The following is a 19707-nucleotide window of genomic DNA, read 5'->3' as shown; positions in this document are numbered from 1 at the left end:
CCGCTCCCCGCCGGCCCAGAGCCGAGCGAGGGAGAGCACCACGTGACCATCGCGCCCGCACAACCGGCCGCGGCGGCCGGTTCCGGCACCACCGGACCCGCGAGCGACGGGCCCGGCACCGCACTGCTGCGGACCCTGACCGACCTCACCGCCGACCTGCCCGACACCGACCCCGGCCGGGTCGCGGCCGCCGCCCTGCGCGGCCGCAGCGCCCGGTCCGACGCGGCCGAGCTGCGCGCCCTGGCCACCGAGGCCGCCGCGGGCCTGATCTCCGAGGACCCCGCCTACTCCCGGCTCGCCGCCCGGCTGCTCACCCGGTCCATCGCGGACGAGGCCGCGAGCCAGGGCGCCACCTCGTTCTCCGCGTCCGTCGTCGCGGGCCACCGCGAGGGCCTGATCGCGGACCGCACCGCCGCCTTCGTCACCACGCACGCGGCCGCGCTGGACGCCCTGGTGGAGCGGTCCCTCGCGGACGGCGCCGACGACCGGTTCGGCTACTTCGGGCTGCGCACCCTGCACAGCCGCTATCTGCTGCGCCACCCGCACACCCGCCGGGTCGTCGAGACGCCCCAGCACTTCATGCTCCGGGTCGCCGCCGGGCTCGCCGAGGACGAGTCCGCGCGGGCCCTGGACGAGGTCGCCGCGCTGTACGGGCTGATGAGCCGGCTGGACTATCTGCCCTCCTCGCCCACCCTCTTCAACTCCGGCACCCGCCACCCGCAGATGTCCTCCTGCTATCTGCTGGACTCGCCGCTGGACGAGCTGGACTCCATCTACGACCGCTACCACCAGGTCGCCCGCCTCTCCAAGCACGCCGGCGGCATCGGCCTCTCCTACTCCCGGGTGCGCGCCCGCGGCTCGCTGATCCGGGGCACCAACGGGCACTCCAACGGCATCGTGCCGTTCCTCAAGACGCTGGACGCCTCCGTCGCCGCCGTGAACCAGGGCGGCCGGCGCAAGGGCGCCGCCGCCGTCTACCTGGAGACCTGGCACGCGGACATCGAGGAGTTCCTGGAGCTGCGCGACAACACCGGCGAGGACGCGCGCCGCACGCACAACCTGAACCTCGCGCACTGGATTCCGGACGAGTTCATGCGCCGGGTCGACGCCGACGCCGACTGGTCGCTGTTCTCCCCGGCGGACGTGCCGGAACTGGTGGACCTGTGGGGCGAGGCGTTCGACACCGCGTACCGGGCGGCCGAGGCGAGGGGCCTGGCCCGCAGGACGCTGCCGGCCCGCGAGCTGTACGGCCGGATGATGCGCACCCTGGCGCAGACCGGCCAGGGCTGGATGACGTTCAAGGACGCCGCCAACCGCACCGCCAACCAGACCGCCGAGCCGGGCCGGGTGGTGCACTCCTCGAACCTGTGCACCGAGATCCTGGAGGTCACCGACGACGGCGAGACCGCCGTGTGCAACCTCGGTTCGGTCAACCTGGGCGCGTTCGTCGCGGACGGCTCGATGGACTGGGAGCGCCTGGACGCCACCGTACGGACGGCGGTGACCTTCCTGGACCGGGTGGTGGACATCAACTTCTACCCGACCGAGGAGGCCGGCCGGTCCAACGCCCGCTGGCGGCCGGTGGGCCTGGGCGCCATGGGGCTCCAGGACGTCTTCTTCCGGCTGCGGCTGCCGTTCGACTCCCCCGAGGCCCGTGCGCTCTCCACGAAGATCGCGGAGCGGATCATGCTCGCGGCCTACGAGGCATCCTGCGACCTCGCGGAGCGGTCGGGTCCGCTGCCCGCCTGGTCCGGGACGCGGGCCGCGCGCGGGGTGCTGCACCCCGACCACTACGACACGGAGCCGGCCTGGCCGGAGCGCTGGGAGGCGCTGCGCGCCCGGATCGCGCGGACCGGGATGCGCAATTCGCTGCTCCTGGCCATCGCCCCGACGGCGACGATCGCCTCGATCGCGGGCGTCTACGAGTGCATCGAGCCCCAGGTGTCGAACCTGTTCAAGCGCGAGACGCTGAGCGGGGAGTTCCTCCAGGTCAACGGCTATCTGGTGGACGAGCTGAAGCGGCTGGGCGTGTGGGACGCGCGGACGCGTGAGGCGCTGCGCGAGTCGAACGGCTCGGTACGGGACTTCGCCTGGATTCCCCAGGAGGTGCGGACGCTGTACCGCACCGCGTGGGAGATCCCGCAGCGCGGCCTGATCGACATGGCGGCGGCCCGTACGCCGTACCTCGACCAGAGCCAGTCGCTCAACCTGTTCCTGGAGACGCCGACGATCGGGAAGCTCTCCTCGATGTACGCGTACGCCTGGAAGCAGGGCCTCAAGACGACGTACTACCTGCGGTCCCGCCCGGCGACCCGGATCGCCCGGGCCGCGTCCGGGACCGCGTCGGCCGCCGCCCCCGTCCCCGTACAGCAGGCGCAGGCTCCCGACGCGGACGCCGTCGCCTGCTCCCTGGAAAACCCCGAGTCCTGCGAGGCATGCCAGTAATGACCGCCGAGAACACCACGAAGAACCTGCTCGACCCGGGCTTCGAGCTGACCCTGCGGCCCATGCGCTACCCGGACTTCTACGAGCGCTACCGGGACGCGATCAAGAACACCTGGCACGTGGAGGAGGTCGACCTCCACTCCGACGTGGCGGACCTGGCGAGGATGACGCCCGCCGAGCAGCATCTGATCGGCCGGCTGGTGGCGTTCTTCGCGACCGGTGACTCGATCGTCGCCAACAACCTGGTGCTGACGCTGTACAAGCACATCAACTCCCCGGAGGCGCGGCTGTATCTGTCGCGGCAGCTGTTCGAGGAGGCCGTGCACGTCCAGTTCTATCTGACGCTGCTCGACACCTATCTGCCCGACCCGGACGACCGGGCCGCCGCCTTCGCGGCCGTGGAGAACATCCCCTCGATCCGCGAGAAGGCGCGGTTCTGCTTCCGCTGGATGGACTCGGTGGAGAAGATCGACCGGCTGGAGACGAAGGCGGACCGGCGGCGCTTCCTGCTCAACCTGATCTGCTTCGCGGCGTGCATCGAGGGGCTGTTCTTCTACGGCGCCTTCGCGTACGTGTACTGGTTCCGCTCGCGCGGTCTGCTGCACGGCCTCGCCACGGGCACCAACTGGGTCTTCCGCGACGAGACGATGCACATGAACTTCGCGTTCGAGGTCGTGGACACCGTCCGCAAGGAGGAGCCGGACCTCTTCGACGACGCCCTGGAGCGGCAGGTCACCGACATGCTGCGGGAGGCCGTGGAGGCGGAGCTGCAGTTCGGGCGCGATCTGTGCGGGGACGGGCTGCCCGGTATGAACACCGAGTCGATGCGCGCGTATCTGGAGTGCGTCGCCGACCAGCGGCTGGTCCGGCTGGGCTTCCCCGCGGTGTACGGCTCGCAGAACCCGTTCGCCTTCATGGAGCTCCAGGGGGTGCAGGAGCTGACGAACTTCTTCGAGCGGCGCCCGTCCGCCTACCAGGTGGCGGTGGAGGGCACCGTCTCCTTCGACGACGAGTTCTAGACCCTTGCCCAGCTCCTGACGTACGGACGCCGTGCGGCCGCGACCGGCCGTGCGGCGTCCGCCGTGTGCGGGGGGCGGGTGCTCCGGTCCTGTTCGGCTTCGCGCAGTTCGCGGTCGATGCGGCGCTCGCGGGCCGCGCCGAGCAGGGCCGGCAGCAGGACGAGGGCGAGGAGAGCGGAGACGCCGAGGAGGTTCAGGAATGTGTTCATGCCTCTACTGTCCTCGTCCGGAGCACACGGCGGCAGTGGCAGGACTGTCACACAGCATCGAATTACTGCCACACTGGTGGCATGTTGAACAATGTCGCCGCTCTGATGCTCGACGATGTCCATCCCTTCGAACTCGGCGTGATCTGCGAGGTGTTCGGCCTCGACCGCAGCGATGACGGGCTGCCGGTGCACGATTTCGCCGTGGTCTCCGGCGAGGGGCCCCGGCTGCGGACCCACGCCGGGTTCACCATCGACACCCCCCACGGCCTCGACCGGCTGGAGGAGGCCGACCTGGTCGCCGTGCCGGCCGGCAGCCGCTTCGCGGACCGGGAGTTCCCCGAGGAGGTGCTCACCGCGCTGCGCCGGGCCGTGGACCGGGGGGCCAGGGTCCTCAGCGTGTGCTCCGGGGCGTATCTGCTGGGCGCGGCCGGGCTGCTGGACGGCCGCCGCTGCACCACGCACTGGCGGCACGCCGACGACCTGGCCCGCCGCTTCCCGCGCGCCCGCGTCGAGCCGGACGTGCTGTACGTGGAGGACGGGCCGGTCACCACGTCGGCGGGGACGGCGGCGGGGATCGACGCCTGTCTGCACCTGGTCCGCCAGGCGTACGGGCCGGCCGCGGCCAACACCATCGCCCGCCGGATGGTGGTGCCGCCGCACCGGGACGGCGGCCAGGCCCAGTACATCGAGCGGCCGCTCCCCCGCACCCGGTGCGACACGGTCGGCGACACGCTGGCCTGGATGGAGCGCCACCTCGACCGGGAGATGACCGTCGAGCAGCTCGCCGCCCAGGCGCACATGTCGCCGCGCACCTTCGCCCGCCGCTTCCAGCAGGAGACCGGCACCACGCCGTACCGCTGGCTGCTGCGCCAGCGCGTCCTGCTCGCTCAGCACCTGCTGGAGACGTCCGACGAGACGATGGACACGATCGCCGGGCGGGCCGGCTTCGGCAACGCGGCCGCGCTGCGCCATCAGTTCGTCCGGGCGCTGGGTACGACTCCGCAGGCGTACCGGCGCACCTTCCGGGGGCCGTCCGCCGTCGTCGAGGCGGCCTGACCTCTGGGCGCCGAGCGGGTGGGGCCGCCGGGCAGCGGCGGCCCCACCCGGGTTCAGATGCCGCAGTTGGGCGCCGACCAGAAGTGGCTGGGGCCCTGGTTCACGTGGACGTGGTCGTTGTGGTCGGGGTAGCCCGGGCCGAGGATGCCCCGGAACCCGTGGTAGCGGGCCTGCTTGGCGAGGGTGCAGAAGGCGATCCCGCCGAGGTCGGCCGCGTCGCCGTACAGATGGCGGCTGTTGGACGCGCCGCCCACCGCGCTGTTGCAGGCCCTCGACCGGAACCCGCTGTTGATGTTGATGGGCCGGTCACCGAGCGCGTGGCGCAGTGCCTCCAGTTTCCACATGGTGGTCAGCGCGTTCTGCTTGGCGGTGGCCGCCGAGACCGCGCCGCCGGACCAGGTGCTGTTGCAGCGGTTCATCTCGGCGTAGCTGAAGTGCGCCGGGGTGCAGTCGCCGTCCTGGAGGGCGTAGATCTTGGACTGGGTGGCGGGGCCGGCGATGCCGTCGGCGGCCAGCCCGTAGGCGGCCTGGAAGCGCTTGACGGCGGCCGTGGTGGCGGGGCCGTACGAGCCGTCGACGGCGAGGACGGAGTTGTATCCGGGGTAGCCGGCGACCCGGATCTGGAGCTGGGCGACATCGTTGCCGGTGGCCCCCGGACGCAGGGTGCGCGTCCAGGTGTAGCAGCCGTCCGCCTGGGCGGGGCCGGCGGTGACCACCGCACCACCCCAAGCGAACGCCATGGTCATGACAAGGCTGAGCAGCAGTCGTGCGGATCGTCTGATCACGGGGGCTCCCTACCGCTGTGGAGGTTGTGGCCCCGAGCCTGGCGGACGAGTCGACGCGCGTCAACTACGCGTGTAGAAATGGCAATTGACATCCCGGGAAACGAAAGGCGGGCCCGGCCCGGCGTACCGGGCGGGCCCGCGCGTGCGCGCGTGGGCGCCGGTCAGTCGTTGGGGACGACCTCGTAGCGCGGGGTGTTCTCCGCCATCTGCCGCAGCGCGTCCTTGCGGTCGCGCTTGGAGAGCCGGTCGATGTACAGGTAGCCGTACAGGTGGTCCGTCTCGTGCTGGAGGCAGCGCGCGAAGTAGCCCGTGCCGCGCACCCGGACGGGGTTGCCTGCGGCGTCCTGGCCGCGCACCACCGCGTAGTCGGGGCGGGCCAGCGAGGCGTACGCCGACGGGACGGAGAGGCAGCCCTCGTTGGAGTCGTCCAGGGCCCGCGCCCCGGGCGGCAGCTCCTCCAGGACCGGGTTGCAGATGGCGCCCACGTGCCGCACACCGTCGTCGTCGGGGCAGTCGTAGACGAAGACCTTGAGGTCCACGCCGATCTGGTTGGCGGCCAGGCCGACGCCCTCCGCCGTCCGCTGGCTCGCGAACATGTCGTCGATGAGCGCGGCCAGTTCGTCGCCGAACTCCGTCACGTCCTTGCACTCCTTGTGCAGGACGGGGTTGCCCACGACCGTGATCGGACGGGAGGTGCCGCGCTCGCGGTGTGCCGTCTCGCGCGCCTCACAGTCCTCGGTGTCGACGAGGAAGCCCTCCTCGTCGACGCTGACCTGCTCGTCCGTCTCCTGCTGCGCCATGTCCGCCGTACGCCTTCCTCAAAACCCGAATCGGTGCCCGTACAGCCTACGGGCAGCGGTCAGCAGACTTCTTCGAGATCCCGCCACTCGCGGCTGTCCGGGCTGTCCGCCACCCAGCCGTCGAGCAGGCCGCGCACCAGACCGGCCGGGGCCGCCAGGCCGCACTCGCGCTCCGGTACCCACAGCTCACCGGCCGTGCGGTGCCCCAGCGGGCCGGGGTGGCCGGGCTCGCTGTGGTCGTGCGGGTCCAGGTGCTCGCCGTCGCCCTCGTCGCTCTCCATCCGGCTCTCCGAACAGGAGCGGCACAGCAGCCGCACCGACGAGGACCAGTCCTCGGCGGCGAAGCCCGCGTCCGACGCCAGCTGCTCCAGCGCGTCCCGGTCGGCCTCGGTGGCCGCTTCGAGCAGCACCACCCAGGTCGGCACGGGCGAGGGCGCCCACAGCTCGATCTCGTCGAACACCGGGTAGGACGGGCCGGCCGCGGTGATCCGCTCGCCGTTCGGCACCCCGTCGTGCAGGACGACCTCGCCCCAGCGCCGCCCGGAGGACGGCAGCGGGATCGACAGCACCTCGATCCGGGCCGGGTCGAGCCGGCGGCCCCAGACGACCTCCGCCTCGCCCTCCGGCGACAGCCGTACCGCCGCGCTGCCCAGCTCCATGCCGACCGGCTCGTTGCCCGCGGCCGGGGTCTGTCGGCCGCCGCCGGGCACCTTGAGCCCGTACGCCTGCCAGGCGCGGCGCGCGAGCGGCCAGTCCTGGAGGGCGGTCGCGGCGATGCCCACGTTCCACCAGTCCGGGGCGCCGGACTCCTTGTCGAGCAGGGCGACGGCGCGCAGCCCGGCGGCCCTCGCCTGTTCCCAGTCGTGCCGGAACTTGTGCAGCAGCGCCAGGTTGAACCACGACTCGGAGAGCCAGGGTTCCAGGTCCGCCGCACGCGTCAACAGCGCGCCCGCGTCCTCGTACCGGCCGTCGCCGATCAGCGTGAACGCGCGGTCCGTGGCCTGCCGCCAAGAGGCGGACGGCCGATGCCGTACCTTCCCGAAGATCCTCACGATTCCCGCCTGTCCCGACTGGACACCCTCGTTCTACCGCTCTCTTCGCATCCAACCATGCCGGGCCGGACGCCCGCTCATTACCCATCGGTTACCCCAGCGGGACAGGGGCCGCACCGCCCCTGGCCAGAACCCGGGCCAGTGATTCCACCACCTGCGGCTGGTAGTCGTGCCCGGTTCCGAGCCTGAGCCGTTCCAGCGCGTCCAGCGGCCCGGAGAGACTTTCCCCGCACAGGTCGTCGTATGCGTTCACGGCCCGGACGATCCTGGCGGACAGCGGCTGCTCGCGATAGGGGTCGGCCTGCCGTTCCACCACGACGGCGACCCTGGGGTCCACCCCGGTCTGCCGGACCACCGCCCCGCCCAGCAGCGCGATCCGGCGCTGCTCGGCGGCCGACAGCAGGGCCGTCGCCCCGTCCGGCACCGGGTCGACCAGCGAGAGCTGGCCGATGTCGTGCATCAGCGCGGCGTACTCCAGGACCGTCAGCTCGGGCCCGGTCAGCCCCATCTCGCGGCCGACCGCCGTGCACAGCTCGGCCACCCGGCGGGCGTGGCCGTGCGGGGTGTAGCCGGCGATCTCGGTGGCCCTGGCGAGGGAGGCGATGGTCTGCCGGTAGGTCGTGCGTACGGCGGCGAAGCGGCGGAAGGAGAGCTGGGTGAGCAGCAGCGGTACGCACAGCACGGGCAGTGCCCACAGTCCGGCGGCGGCCACGCCGAGCGCCATGACGGCCCCGGTCGCGCACACCGCCGAACCGATCCCGCTCAGCGCCCGCAGCTCGTCGCGGAGCAGCGGCCCGTACGGGACGGGGGTCGCGCGGGAGCCGCGGGGCAGGGTCCGGGCGCGCAGCAGGAGGGCGGCGAGGACGGCGTCGCACAGGGCGGTCAGGCCGAGGAGGAGCAGCAGGAACGCCGCGTAGTACGGGCCGTCGCCAAGCCAGCGCTCGCAGCGGCCGGTGTTGAACAGGGGCTGGAAGCACACCGCCGCGAAGGTCACGGTGAGCAGCCGCCGGGCCACCTGGTCGGCGCCCGGTCCGTCGCCCCGCGCCAGCTGCGGCACCGAGGCGACGAGCTGGGCGGCGGCCAGCACGGCGACGACCTGGAGGACGCCGTGGCTGGTGGGCTGTCCGTCGCTGCGGCCCAGCAGGGCGTACGCGAGGGCCCCGGCGGCACCGAGCGGCGCGGGTTCCCGCTCGCCGGGCCGGGCGCCCCGGCGGGCCAGTTCGCCGATGGTGACGAGGGCGCCGAAGGCGAGGGCGTGGCCCGGTTCGCCGATGCCGTACCAGAGGGTGTGGGCGAGGCCGGTGGCGGCGAGGAGGAGGGCGGCGGCGTGCACGGCGCGGGCTGCGGGGGCCTGCCGGGCCCACCGGGGGGTCACCGGGGTTCCCCGCTCTCGGGCGGCCGGCCGGGCGCCCGCCCGGCGGCGGCGCCGGTGCCGTGTCCGCCGGGGGTCTCCTCGCGGGGCGCGGGGACGGGCGGCGCGTCGTCCGAGGTGACCGCCGCGCACCAGCCGTAGCGTTCCAGGCCGCGGGCCAGCGCCCGGACCATCCGGGGGTCGAACTGGGTGCCCGCGCAGCGTTTCAGCTCCTCGACGGCGGCCGGGACGGGGCGGGCGCGCCGGTAGGAGCGGGTCGAGGTCATGGCGTCGAAGGCGTCGGCGACGGCGACGACGCGGGCGCACTCGGGGATGCCCCGGCCGGAGAGCCCGTAGGGGTAGCCGCTGCCGTCGAGGCGTTCGTGGTGGTGCAGGATCGCGGCGCGGGCCTCGCCGAGGAAGCCGATGCCCCGGACGATCTCGTGCCCGTACTCCGGGTGCAGCTCGATCACGCGCCGCTCCTCGGGGGTCAGCGGGCCGTCCTTGCGCAGGACGCGGGTGGGCACGCCGAGCTTGCCGACGTCGTGCAGGATGCCGGCGAACCGGAGCACCTCGACGCGGTGCCGGTCCATGCCCAGTTCGTGGGCGATGAGGACGGAGGCGCGGCCGACGCGTTCGCTGTGGCCCCGGGTGTAGGTGTCCTTGAGGTCCACGGCCTGGACGAGGGCCCTGATGGTGGCCCGGTGGGCGGCGTGTTCGCGGTGGTACTGCGCGAAGGCCCAGCAGGAGATGTACATGGGCAGCAGGACGAAGAGCGCGGCCAGCGGCCCGTAGGGGCTGTTCCACAGGACGGCCATCATCAGCCCGGCGAGGCCGTGCACCAGGTGGGGGGCGAGCGAGCGCGTCAGCAGTCCGTGCCAGGCGCGGCGCGCGGGCAGGTGTTCCGCGACGAGCAGGATCGAGCCGTCGAGGGCGGCGAGCACCGCGCCGAAGGCGAGGACGGCCGCGCAGACGGGCAGCAGCGCGTACGGCAGGGCGGGCGGGGCGCCGGGGGCGGGGCCGCCGAGCAGGGTGTGCGCCCAGGCGGCGGCCCATACGGCGACGGCCAGTTCGGCGGCGCGCCAGATCCGGCGGGCGGTGGCGGGCGGCTCGTCCACCCGGCCCGCGAGGGAGCCGGGGATCGCGACGAGCGCGGCCGCCGGGGGCGGCAGCAGGAAGGCCGCCGCGAGCAGCAGCGGGAAGAACGAGCCGGCGCCGAGCGGCACGGAGCCGCCGAAGGACGGGCAGCGGCCGGGGAGTTCGCAGACGAGGTAGAGCCCGGTGAGCAGTGCGAGCGTGGCCCACGGGGTGTCGGCGCCGGGGCGCAGGGCGGGCCCGGCGCACAGGGCCGCCGCGAGGGCGACGGCTCCGATGTGGGCCCGCGTGGCCCGGCGTGTGGCTTCCACCGTCGCTCGCCCCCCAGCTCCGCTCGTGAAGGAGCCACGCTAACGAGCGGGGCGGGCCGGGCGGGGGCCGATGGGGGCGATTAGCACGTTCGGGTGAAGCGGCGGAAGGTTCAGTCTCCGGCGGCGGTCGGCACCTCGGTGTCGGAGACCGTGACGTCCTGGTCCGGCACGGCCTGTCCCGAGCGGATGAGGTCGATCCGGCCCATCACCTTGGACCGCAGGTCGGCCGGTACGTCGTCATGACCGCAGCAGCGCTTGACCAGCTTCTTCACGGCCTGTTCCAGGCCGTACTTCTCCAGGCAGGGGGAACACTCGACGAAATGCGCCTCGAACTTGGTGCAGTCGCTGTCGGGCATCTCCCGGTCGAGAAACTCGTAGAGGTGGTCGAGGACCTCTGAGCATTCCGTCTCGTGCGGCTCTCCGCAGCTCATGAGCCCGAGCCTTTCCGATCGTCCGACTTACCGGCGCCCGCGGGGACGAGCCCGCGGTCGCGGGCGTAATCCTCCAGCATGCCGCGCAGCTGACGGCGGCCCCGGTGCAGTCGGGACATCACCGTACCGATGGGTGTCCCCATGATGTCCGCGATCTCCTTGTAGGCAAAGCCCTCTACATCGGCGAGATAGACCGCGATGCGGAACTCCTCGGGAATCGCCTGCAGCGCGGACTTCACGTCCGAGTCGGGGAGGTGGTCGAGGGCCTGCGACTCGGCGGAGCGCAGCCCGGTCGACATGTGCGACTCGGCGCGGGCCAGCTGCCAGTCCTCGATCTCCTCGGCGGCGCTGCGCTGGGGTTCGCGCTGCTTCTTGCGGTACGAGTTGATGAAGGTGTTCGTGAGGATGCGGTACATCCACGCCTTGAGGTTGGTGCCCTCACGGAACTGGTGGAAGGAGGCGTACGCCTTGGCGTACGTCTCCTGGACCAGGTCCTCGGCGTCCGCGGGGTTGCGCGTCATGCGCAGGGCGGCCGAGTACATCTGGTCCAGGAAACCGAGGGCGTCGCGCTCGAAACGCGCGTTGCGCTCGGCCGTCGTCTCCTGCGGGCGGCCGTCGTCGGTCCCTGTGTCGGTCCCAGTGACCGGACCCACCTCCTCCAACGCTGGGGCGGAGCCCGCACCGGACCCGCTCGAATCGGAGAATAGTCGACCTTGGTCCCGCGCGGGCTGTCGTTCCGTGCCGCCGGGTGACCGCTCATGGGTGGTGGTGGCCGCGTGCAGGACCGTCCACTCCAGGTCAGCGGTATCTGTGCGACGCGGGCAGATGGTCGAACCCATGCGACGGACTCCCTCTCCACTTACGACGTTGGCGTACCGATGTCCGCAACAACAGCGGTCCCCCGCCGGGCATTCCCGGCCGCGCGGCCGATTCCGGTTCAGCCGATTCCGGCCAGCCATCCGGTGACGGCGCCGGTGAGGATCTCCATCGCGCGTTCGCCGGTGAGCCCGGACCGTTTCGGTACGGCGAAGCCGTGGTCCCCGTACGGCACCTCGGCGATCCGGTAGTCGCCCGGCGGGAACTCGGCGGGCTTGCCGAAGGGGTCGTTGCCGCCCTGGACGACGAGCGCGGGCAGGCCGCAGTCCAGCAGTTCGGCGGCGCGGGTCTTCTCGGGGCGGCCCGGCGGGTGCAGCGGGAAGCCGAGCGCCAGGACCGCGCGGGCGCCGAGCGCCGCGCCGGTGCGGCAGGCGACGCGGGCCCCGGCGCTGCGTCCGCCCGCGACGACCGGGAGTCCGGCGGCGGCGAGGGCCGGCCACACCCCGTGCCAGCCGGTGTCCAGCGTCTTCGGGGCGGGCGCGACCTTCTTGCCGGCGACCCGCCAGGGCTGCTCCACCAGGGCGACGCTCACGCCGTGCGCGGGCAGGGCGGCGCCCAGGGCGGTGAGGTCGCGGGCCTCGATGCCGCCGCCGGCGCCGTGGCCGAGGGCGAGCAGGAGGCGCGGGGCGGGGGCCGTCAGCCAGGTGATGCGCGCGGTGCCGGTCGCGGTCTCGACGGTTTCGGTGCGGGGTGTCGCTGTGTCGGTGGTCACGGGCCCATCCAACCAACAGAGGCGCTCAGAACAGGGTGCTCACCTCGGGCGCGGCCAGCTCGTCCTTCAGCTCGGGCCCGTTGTTGCGGACGTTGCTGACGGCGGTCGCCACGGGGTAGGCGCGCATCAGGCCCGGCGGCGGGGGCGTGAGCAGGGCGCGCAGCGCCTCCGGGTCGGTGTGCGAGGGGTCCAGCCAGGCGTCCCAGCGGTCCGGGGTGAGCATCAGGGGCATCCGGGGGTGGATGTCGGCGAGCGAGGCCGGTCCCTCGGCGGGGGCGACGCCGAGCGGGGTGGTCTCCGCCTCGGTGGTGATCACCGTGCAGGTGACCCACCAGGCCTGCGGGTGGTCGTCGGGCAGGGTGCGGTCGCGCCAGAACTCGTACAGCCCGGCCATGGCGAAGACCGTGCCGTCGGCGGGCGTGACGAAGTAGGGCTGTTTACGGGGGCGCTTGCGCCGGCCCTTCTCCTCCAGCTCCCGTTCCTCGGCGCCGGTCACCCACTCGTAATAACCGTCGGCGGGCAGGATGCAGCGCCGGGAGACGAAGGGGCGGCGGAAGGACGGCTTCTCGTGGACGGTCTCGGCCCGTGCGTTGATCATCCGGGCGGCGCCCTCCGGGCTCTTGGCCCAGGACGGGACGAGTCCCCATTTCAGTGCGCGCATCTGGCGAACCGGCCGCTGGTCGTCCGCGTCTTTCAGGGGGCGCTCCAGTACGGCGTAGACCTCCTTGGTCGGCGCCACGTTGTAGTCGGGCTCCAGCACCTCCGCCGGTTCCCACTTCTCCACCTGGAAGAGTCCGGTCAGGTCCTCGGGCCGCCGACTCGCTGCATACCGTCCGCACATGAGTGCCAGACTGCCACGACAGCCTCCCGGTCCGGACCCCACTCCCGTAAGGAGCCGCCCGCCCCATGGACAGCACCGATCTCGGCCATCTGTGGGACCGCGTCGTCGGTACCCAGCCCGCCCCCGAGCAGTGGCTGGTGGTGGTGACCGCGACGGCGGCGCTGATCGCGGTCGTCCCGAACGTCGTGTGGCGGCTGTCCCGGAACACCATCACCATCGCCCACGAGGGCGGCCACGGGCTGGTGGCCCTGCTGACCGGCCGGCAGCTCGCGGGCATCCGGCTGCACTCGGACACCAGCGGGCTGACGGTGAGCCGGGGCAGGCCGACCGGTATCGGCATGGTCCTGACGGCGGCGGCCGGCTACACCGCGCCCTCGCTGCTCGGGCTCGGCGGTGCCTGGCTGCTGGTGGACGGCAGGATCACGCTGCTGCTGTGGCTGGCCACGGGCCTGCTCGCGGTGATGCTGGTGGCGATCCGCAATGTGTACGGGGCGCTGACGGTGATTCTTACCGGTTCGCTGTTCCTGCTGGTGTCCTGGCTGGCCTCGCCGGCCTGGCAGTCGCTGTTCGCGTACAGCGTGGTGTGGTTCCTGCTGATGGGCGGGGTGCGCCCGGTGTTCGAGCTCCAGTCGAAGCGGCGGCGCGGCGGGGCGCCGGACTCGGACGCCGACCAGCTGTCCCGGCTGACGGACGTCCCGGCGGCGCTGTGGCTGTTCCTCTTCCACGCGGTGTCGCTGTGCTCGCTGATCGGCGGCGGGCGCTGGCTGCTGGGGCTGTGACCCGGCCGGTTCCCCCCGCTCGCGGACGGGAACCCGCGGCCCGGCCCCGTGCGGCCGGAGCCCGTAAAGTGAGCGCATGACCGAAAGTGCCGTGCATCCCGCCCTCTGGCCCGCCCCCGTCGCGAGCGGGGCCGTCGACGCGACCGTCACCGTGCCCGGTTCCAAGTCGGTCACCAACCGCGCGCTGGTGCTCGCCGCGCTGGCCTCCGAGCCGGGCCGGCTGCGCCGCCCGCTGCGCTCCCGCGACACCCTGCTGATGGCGGACGCGCTGCGCGCGATGGGCGTCGGCATCGAGGAGACGGTGTCCTCCAGCGCGTCGGCGACCGGTGACGCCACCGGCCCGGAGTTCTCCGGCGAGACCTGGCGCGTCGTCCCGGCCCCGCTGCGCGGCCCGGTCACGGTGGACGTCGGCAACGCCGGTACGGTCATGCGCTTCCTGCCCCCGGTGGCCGCGCTCGCCGACGGCCCGGTCCGCTTCGACGGCGACCCGCGCTCCTACGAGCGGCCGCTGACCGGGGTGATCGAGGCCCTGCGGGTGCTCGGCGCCCGGATCGAGGACGACTCCCGGGGCTCGCTCCCGATGACGGTGCACGGCGGCGGCGCGCTGGACGGGGGTCCGGTCGCGATCGACGCCTCCTCGTCCTCCCAGTTCGTCTCGGCGCTGCTGCTGTCCGCGCCGCGCTTCAACCAGGGCGTGGAGGTCCGGCACACCGGCGGCCGGCTCCCCTCCATGCCGCACATCCGGATGACCGTGGACATGCTCAGGGCGGTCGGCGCCCGGGTGGACGAGCCGGAGACCGGCGGCGAGCCCAATGTGTGGCGGGTCTCCCCCTCCGCGCTGCTGGGCCGGGACCTGACCATCGAGCCGGACCTGTCCAACGCCCAGCCGTTCCTGGCCGCCGCGCTTGTCACGGGCGGCCGGGTGACCGTCCCGGACTGGCCGGCGCACACCACGCAGCCCGGTGACGCGCTGCGCGAGATCTTCACCGCGATGGGCGGTTCCTGCGAGCTGACCGAGCACGGGCTGACCTTCACCGGCTCGGGCCGCATCCACGGCATCGACGTGGACCTCGGCGAGGTCGGCGAGCTGACGCCGGGCATCGCCGCCGTCGCCGCCCTGGCCGACTCCCCGTCCACGCTGAGCGGCGTCGCCCATCTCCGGCTGCACGAGACGGACCGGCTGGCCGCGCTCACCAAGGAGATCAACGAGCTGGGCGGCGACGTCACCGAGACGGCCGACGGCCTGCACATCCGCCCGCGCCCGCTGCGCGGCGGTACCTTCCATACGTACGACGACCACCGGATGGCCACCGCGGGGTCGGTCATCGGCCTTGCCGTCCCCGGAGTGGAGATCGAGAACGTGGCGACGACCGCCAAGACCCTGCCGGACTTCCCGCAGATGTGGACCGGAATGCTCGGGGTCTGAGACATGCGCCGCTACGGCAAGAACCCCGACGAGGACGACATCCGCGTCCGCCCCAACCGCAAGGGCAACCGTCCGCGCACCCATATCCGGCCCAAGCACGAGGACGCCGAGGAGGGCATGGTCCTCACCGTGGACCGGGGCCGCCTCACCTGCCTGGTCGACGGGCGCACGATCGTCGCGATGAAGGCCCGCGAGCTGGGCCGCAAGGCGGCGGTGGTCGGCGACACCGTGTCGCTCGTCGGCGACCTGTCCGGCGACAAGGACACGCTGGCCCGGATCGTCCGCATCGGTGAGCGCCGCTCGGTGCTGCGCCGGACGGCGGACGACGACGACCCGTTCGAGCGGGTGGTCGTGGCCAACGCGGACCAGCTGGCGATCGTCACCGCGCTGGCCGATCCGGAACCCCGCCCGCGCATGATCGACCGCTGTCTGGTCGCCGCGTACGACGGCGGGCTCTCGCCGCTCCTGGTGCTGACCAAGTCGGACCTGGCGTCCCCGGACAAACTGCTGGGCGCGTACACCCCGCTGGGTGTGCCGTTCGTCGTCACCAGCCGCGAGGAGCTGGAGAACGGGGACGCGGCCGACCGGGTCCGCGAGCAGCTCGACGGCCGTGTCACGGCGTTCGTCGGGCACTCCGGCGTCGGCAAGACGACGCTGGTCAACGCGCTGGTGCCGAAGGAGAAGCGGCGCACCACGGGGGTCGTCAACGCGGTCACCGGGCGGGGCCGGCACACCACCACGTCCGCGCTGGCGCTGCCGCTGCCGGGCTACCGGGGCTGGGTGATCGACACCCCGGGTGTGCGCTCGTTCGGGTTGAACCACATCGATCCGTCGCGGGTGATCAACGCCTTCCCGGACCTCCAGCCCGGTACCGAGGAGTGTCCGCGCGGCTGCACCCATGACAGCCATGAACCGGAATGCGCGCTGGACGCCTGGGTGGCGGAGGGGCACGCGGATCCGGCGCGGCTGGACTCGCTGCGGCGGCTGCTGTCCACACGGGGCCGGCGCGAAGGCGACTGATCTCCGGCCGGCCGTGCACGTTTGCGATCACTCGCATGCGGTAAGTGCATAATCACGCCCAACGGCACCGGCTGGTGCCGGGCGGTCACCGATGCGGAGGGTGCGGACGATGGCGTGGCTGCTGGTCGTGGTCGCGGGACTTCTGGAGACCGGTTTCGCGGTCTGTCTGAAGCTCTCGCACGGCTTCACCCGGCTCTGGCCGACCCTCGCGTTCTGCGTCTTCGCGCTGGGCAGCTTCGGTCTGCTGACCCTGTCGCTGAAGAAGCTCGACGTGGGGCCCGCGTACGCCGTGTGGACCGGCATCGGCGCGGCCGGGACGGCGATCTACGGGATGATCTTCCTCGACGACGTGGTCTCCACGCTCAAGCTGGTGTCGATCTCGCTGGTGATCCTCGGTGTGATCGGGCTCCAGCTCTCCGGCTCCGCCCACTGACCGTCCGCCCTCCGAGCCCGTGTGGCCCCGGTCACCGGCCGGTCGATACTGTGACGGCATGCCCGATTACCACGATGATCTGCGCCTCGCCCATGTGCTGGCGGACGCCGCCGACGCCGCGACGATGGACCGGTTCAAGGCTCTGGACCTCAAGGTCGAGACCAAGCCGGACATGACGCCGGTGAGCGAGGCCGACAAGGCCGCCGAGGAGCTGATCCGGGGCCATCTGCACCGGGCGCGTCCGCGCGACGCGATCCTGGGCGAGGAGTACGGGATCGAGGGCACCGGCCCCCGCCGCTGGGTGATCGACCCGATCGACGGCACCAAGAACTATGTGCGGGGCGTGCCGGTCTGGGCGACGCTGATCTCGCTGATGGAGGCCGGGGAGCACGGCTTCCAGCCGGTCGTGGGCGTGGTGTCGGCGCCGGCGCTGAACCGGCGCTGGTGGGCGGCGAAGGGCGCCGGCGCGTACACCGGTCGCAGCCTGACCTCGGCGACCCGGATCGCGGTGTCGAAGGTGGAGCGGATCGCGGACGCCTCCTTCGCGTACTCCTCGCTGACGGGCTGGGAGGAGCAGGGCCGGCTGGACGGGTTCCTGGACCTGACGCGCGCCTGCTGGCGGACCCGGGGCTACGGGGACTTCTGGCCGTACATGATGGTCGCGGAGGGGTCCGTGGACATCTGCGCGGAGCCGGAGCTGTCGCTGTGGGACATGGCGGCGAACGCGATCATCGTCCAGGAGGCGGGCGGCCGGTTCACCAGTCTGGACGGTGTGGACGGGCCGGGCGGGGGGAACGGCGCCGCGTCGAACGGCGCGCTCCACCGCGAGCTGCTCGGCTATCTGAACCAGCGCTACTGAGCGCTCCTCCGTACGCCGGTCGGCGTGCCGGGTCACCGGGGGGGGCGTGCCGCGCGTCCGCGCGCCCCTCCGCTGATCTCCGCGACCCCTTGTCGGCCTTCCCCTTCGGTGCCACTCTGAGGTTTCCCCCACTTGTGAACTTGTGAATCGGCGCACGCGCCGGTTCGCCGAGGAGGTGGCACCCCTTCATGTTCGTCCGTGACGCCATGACCACGATGATCCTCACCATCGGCCCCGCCCATACGCTGCGCCAGGCCGCCCGGCTGATGTCGGCGCGCCGGGTCGGGGCGGCCGTCGTCCACGACCCCGATACCTGCGGGCTCGGCATCCTCACCGAGCGCGACGTCCTGGACGCGGTGGGCTCGGGTCTCGACCCGGACTCCGAGACCGCTTCCGCCCACACCACCACCGATGTGGTCTTCGCCGCGCCCGCCTGGACGCTCGAAGAGGCCGCGGCGGCCATGACGCACGGCGGCTTCCGCCATCTGATCGTCCTCGACGGGGACGGGCCGGTCGGGGTCGTGTCGGTGCGCGACATCATCCGCTGCTGGACCCCGGCCCGCCCCCGGCCGGCCTCGCTGGTGAGCTGACCTCCGACGGAAAGGGACCGGCCCGCCCCCGCGCGTCGCGGGGGCGGGCCGGTCGTGTACGGCAGGTGGTGCTCAGGCGCGCAGCGCCTGCACCGCGGCCTCCAGGCGCTTGCCGAAGTCCTCGTCGGCGCTGCGGAAGTTGCCGATGGCGCGCTCGGCGATGTCCGCGCGCGAGACCTGCGCGATGAATCCGGAGAGATTGGCGACCAGCCGGTCCCTCTCGTCCTCGGTCATCAGCCGGTAGAGGTTCCCGGCCTGCACGAAGTCGTCGTCCTCGGCGTGCCTCGGGGTCTCGTGGTTGCCCGTGCCGCCGGTGACGTCGACGGCGCCCCAGAGCGGACGGCCGGTCTCGGCGGGGCCGCCGAAGCTGTTCGGCTCGTAGTTCTTCGCGCCCTTGTGGCGGCCGTCGTAGAGGTAGCCGTCCCGGCTGTTGGTCCGCGCCTCGGTGGCGTGCGGACGGTTCACCGGCAGGTGGTCGGCGTTGATGCCGACGCGGTAGCGGTGCGCGTCCCCGTACGCGAAGAGGCGGCCCTGGAGCATCTTGTCGGGGGACGGGCCGATGCCGGGCACGAAGTGCGCCGGGCTGAAGACGGACTGCTCGACCTCGGCGAAGATGTTCTCCGGGTTGCGGTTGAGCTCCAGCTTGCCGATCTCGATCGGCGGGTAGTCCGCGTGCGGCCACACCTTGGTGAGGTCGAACGGGTTGAAGCGGTACGTCGCCGCCTCGGCCGCCGGCATGATCTGCACCTGCACGGTCCAGGACGGGAAGTCGCCGCGCTCGATGGACTCGCGCAGGTCCCGCTGGTGGCTGTCCGGGTCCGCCCCGGCCAGCCGGGCGGCCTCGTCGGCGGTGAGGTTCTTGATGCCCTGGTCGGTCTTGAAGTGGTACTTCACCCAGAAGACCTCGCCGGCCTCGTTCTGCCACTGGTAGGTGTGCGAACCGAAGCCGTCCATGTGCCGGTACGAGGCGGGGATGCCCCGGTCGCCGAAGAGCCAGGTCACCTGGTGGGTGGACTCGGGCGACAGGCTCCAGAAGTCCCAGATGTTGTCCGCCTCGGACGAGCCGGTGTACGGGTCGCGCTTCTGGGTGTGGATGAAGTCGGGGAACTTGATGGCGTCCCGGATGAAGAACACCGGGGTGTTGTTGCCGACGAGGTCGTAGTTGCCGTCCTCGGTGTAGAACTTCAGCGCGAAGCCGCGCGGGTCCCGTACGGCGTCGGCCGCACCGAGGTTGCCCGCGACGGTGGAGAACCGCAGGAACGTTTCGGTCTGCTTGCCGACCTCGGAGAGGAACTTCGCCCGCGTCCACTGCGAGACGTCACGGGTCACGGTGAAGGTGCCGTACGCGCCCGCGCCCCGGGCGTGCACCACACGCTCCGGAATGCGTTCCCGGTTGAAGTGCGCGAGCTTCTCCAGCAGCGACTGGTCCTGCACCAGGACCGGTCCGCCGACCCCGGCGGTCTCGCTGTTCTGGTTGTCCGCGACCGGTGCGCCGGCCTCCGTCGTGAGCGGTCCCTGCGTCACGTGCGCCTCCTGCGTCGTATCCGCACGTCATGCGTTCATGCCGTGCTCGGCTCCGGCCTTCCTGTCCACCGGCCGTCGTCGCAAGCGATCCTA

Annotated in this window: 20 protein-coding genes; 9 read left to right on the top strand and 11 right to left on the bottom strand. The window is 72.5% G+C overall.

What is annotated here, in order from left to right:
* The first annotated feature begins 42 nt into the window (after nt 1–42).
* Together DNK56_RS24955 and DNK56_RS24950 are read left to right on the top strand one after the other, a co-directional pair.
* The gene (locus DNK56_RS24955) at nt 43–2445 is read left to right on the top strand and encodes a ribonucleoside-diphosphate reductase subunit alpha (protein WP_111338083.1); all 2403 of its coding nucleotides are present in this window, start codon (nt 43–45) and stop codon (nt 2443–2445) included.
* Complete coding sequence (locus DNK56_RS24950; protein ID WP_111338082.1) at nt 2445–3464, top strand: ribonucleotide-diphosphate reductase subunit beta; 1020 nt, start codon at nt 2445–2447, stop codon at nt 3462–3464. Before DNK56_RS24955 ends, DNK56_RS24950 begins: the two co-directional genes overlap by 1 nt.
* On the opposite strand, the gene DNK56_RS24945 is transcribed toward DNK56_RS24950, so the two are convergent.
* Entirely contained in the window at nt 3461–3673 is a 213-nt protein-coding gene (locus DNK56_RS24945) for a hypothetical protein (protein ID WP_111338081.1), read from the bottom strand. The genes DNK56_RS24950 and DNK56_RS24945 overlap by 4 nt on opposite strands.
* A gap of 81 nt (nt 3674–3754) precedes the next feature.
* Here DNK56_RS24945 and DNK56_RS24940 point away from each other — a divergent pair, with 81 nt between their 5' ends.
* Nucleotides 3755–4729: a GlxA family transcriptional regulator gene (locus DNK56_RS24940; RefSeq protein ID WP_111338080.1), complete on the top strand. Its 975-nt coding sequence runs from the start codon at nt 3755–3757 to the stop codon at nt 4727–4729.
* A 53-nt stretch (nt 4730–4782) separates the two neighbouring features.
* Here DNK56_RS24940 and DNK56_RS24935 read toward each other — a convergent pair whose 3' ends face one another.
* The 9 genes from DNK56_RS24935 to DNK56_RS24895 form a co-directional block, all read right to left on the bottom strand.
* On the bottom strand, nt 4783–5514 hold the full coding sequence (locus DNK56_RS24935) for a D-Ala-D-Ala carboxypeptidase family metallohydrolase (protein WP_199563629.1): 732 nt from the start codon (nt 5512–5514) through the stop codon (nt 4783–4785).
* A 161-nt stretch (nt 5515–5675) separates the two neighbouring features.
* Complete coding sequence (def, locus tag DNK56_RS24930; protein ID WP_111338078.1) at nt 5676–6314, bottom strand: peptide deformylase; 639 nt, start codon at nt 6312–6314, stop codon at nt 5676–5678.
* Between the two features lie 59 nt (nt 6315–6373).
* Nucleotides 6374–7366 (bottom strand): tetratricopeptide repeat protein, encoded by a 993-nt coding sequence (locus DNK56_RS24925; protein WP_093706389.1) that lies wholly within the window; start codon nt 7364–7366, stop codon nt 6374–6376.
* A gap of 91 nt (nt 7367–7457) precedes the next feature.
* On the bottom strand, nt 7458–8741 hold the full coding sequence (locus tag DNK56_RS24920; protein WP_199563630.1) for an HD-GYP domain-containing protein: 1284 nt from the start codon (nt 8739–8741) through the stop codon (nt 7458–7460).
* Nucleotides 8738–10123 (bottom strand): HD-GYP domain-containing protein, encoded by a 1386-nt coding sequence (locus tag DNK56_RS24915; RefSeq protein ID WP_111338077.1) that lies wholly within the window; start codon nt 10121–10123, stop codon nt 8738–8740. The genes DNK56_RS24920 and DNK56_RS24915 overlap by 4 nt, the downstream gene beginning before the upstream one ends.
* Nucleotides 10124–10233: 110 nt before the next feature.
* Nucleotides 10234–10554, bottom strand: a complete 321-nt coding sequence (gene rsrA / locus DNK56_RS24910) for a mycothiol system anti-sigma-R factor (protein ID WP_111338076.1) — start codon at nt 10552–10554, stop codon at nt 10234–10236.
* Nucleotides 10551–11207, bottom strand: coding sequence for a sigma-70 family RNA polymerase sigma factor (locus DNK56_RS24905; protein ID WP_199563631.1), 657 nt, complete (start codon nt 11205–11207; stop codon nt 10551–10553). Before DNK56_RS24905 ends, rsrA begins: the two co-directional genes overlap by 4 nt.
* A 284-nt stretch (nt 11208–11491) precedes the next feature.
* A complete protein-coding gene (locus DNK56_RS24900; protein WP_199563632.1) occupies nt 11492–12142 on the bottom strand; it encodes an alpha/beta hydrolase family protein in 651 nt (216 codons plus the stop codon).
* Nucleotides 12143–12167: 25 nt separating this feature from the next.
* Nucleotides 12168–12983, bottom strand: coding sequence for an SOS response-associated peptidase (locus tag DNK56_RS24895; protein WP_111338073.1), 816 nt, complete (start codon nt 12981–12983; stop codon nt 12168–12170).
* A gap of 65 nt (nt 12984–13048) precedes the next feature.
* On the opposite strand from DNK56_RS24895, the gene DNK56_RS24890 reads away from it, so the two are divergent.
* The 6 genes from DNK56_RS24890 to DNK56_RS24865 all read left to right on the top strand — a co-directional run bounded on the left by DNK56_RS24890 (nt 13049) and on the right by DNK56_RS24865 (nt 18090).
* Nucleotides 13049–13762 (top strand): M50 family metallopeptidase, encoded by a 714-nt coding sequence (locus DNK56_RS24890; protein WP_111338072.1) that lies wholly within the window; start codon nt 13049–13051, stop codon nt 13760–13762.
* A gap of 76 nt (nt 13763–13838) precedes the next feature.
* On the top strand, nt 13839–15188 hold the full coding sequence (aroA, locus tag DNK56_RS24885; RefSeq protein WP_111338071.1) for a 3-phosphoshikimate 1-carboxyvinyltransferase: 1350 nt from the start codon (nt 13839–13841) through the stop codon (nt 15186–15188).
* A gap of 3 nt (nt 15189–15191) precedes the next feature.
* Nucleotides 15192–16208 carry a ribosome small subunit-dependent GTPase A gene (gene rsgA / locus DNK56_RS24880; protein ID WP_111338070.1) on the top strand — a complete coding sequence of 339 codons (1017 nt, stop codon included), beginning with the start codon at nt 15192–15194 and terminating at the stop codon, nt 16206–16208.
* Between the two features lie 109 nt (nt 16209–16317).
* On the top strand, nt 16318–16641 hold the full coding sequence (locus tag DNK56_RS24875; protein WP_111338069.1) for a DMT family transporter: 324 nt from the start codon (nt 16318–16320) through the stop codon (nt 16639–16641).
* A 58-nt stretch (nt 16642–16699) separates the two neighbouring features.
* On the top strand, nt 16700–17500 hold the full coding sequence (gene hisN / locus DNK56_RS24870) for a histidinol-phosphatase (RefSeq protein WP_111338068.1): 801 nt from the start codon (nt 16700–16702) through the stop codon (nt 17498–17500).
* A gap of 188 nt (nt 17501–17688) precedes the next feature.
* Nucleotides 17689–18090, top strand: a complete 402-nt coding sequence (locus DNK56_RS24865; protein ID WP_111338067.1) for a CBS domain-containing protein — start codon at nt 17689–17691, stop codon at nt 18088–18090.
* A gap of 72 nt (nt 18091–18162) precedes the next feature.
* Here the strand turns inward: DNK56_RS24865 and DNK56_RS24860 are convergent, their stop codons facing one another.
* Nucleotides 18163–19614 carry a catalase gene (locus DNK56_RS24860; protein ID WP_111338066.1) on the bottom strand — a complete coding sequence of 484 codons (1452 nt, stop codon included), beginning with the start codon at nt 19612–19614 and terminating at the stop codon, nt 18163–18165.
* Between the last annotated feature and the right edge of the window lie 93 nt (nt 19615–19707).

The sequence above is a fragment of the Streptomyces sp. AC1-42W genome (assembly GCF_003248355.1).
Classification (GTDB): Bacteria; Actinomycetota; Actinomycetes; order Streptomycetales; family Streptomycetaceae; genus Streptomyces.
The sequence above is the reverse complement of the archived record's forward strand: the minus strand, read 5'-3'. Positions and strand labels throughout refer to the sequence as shown.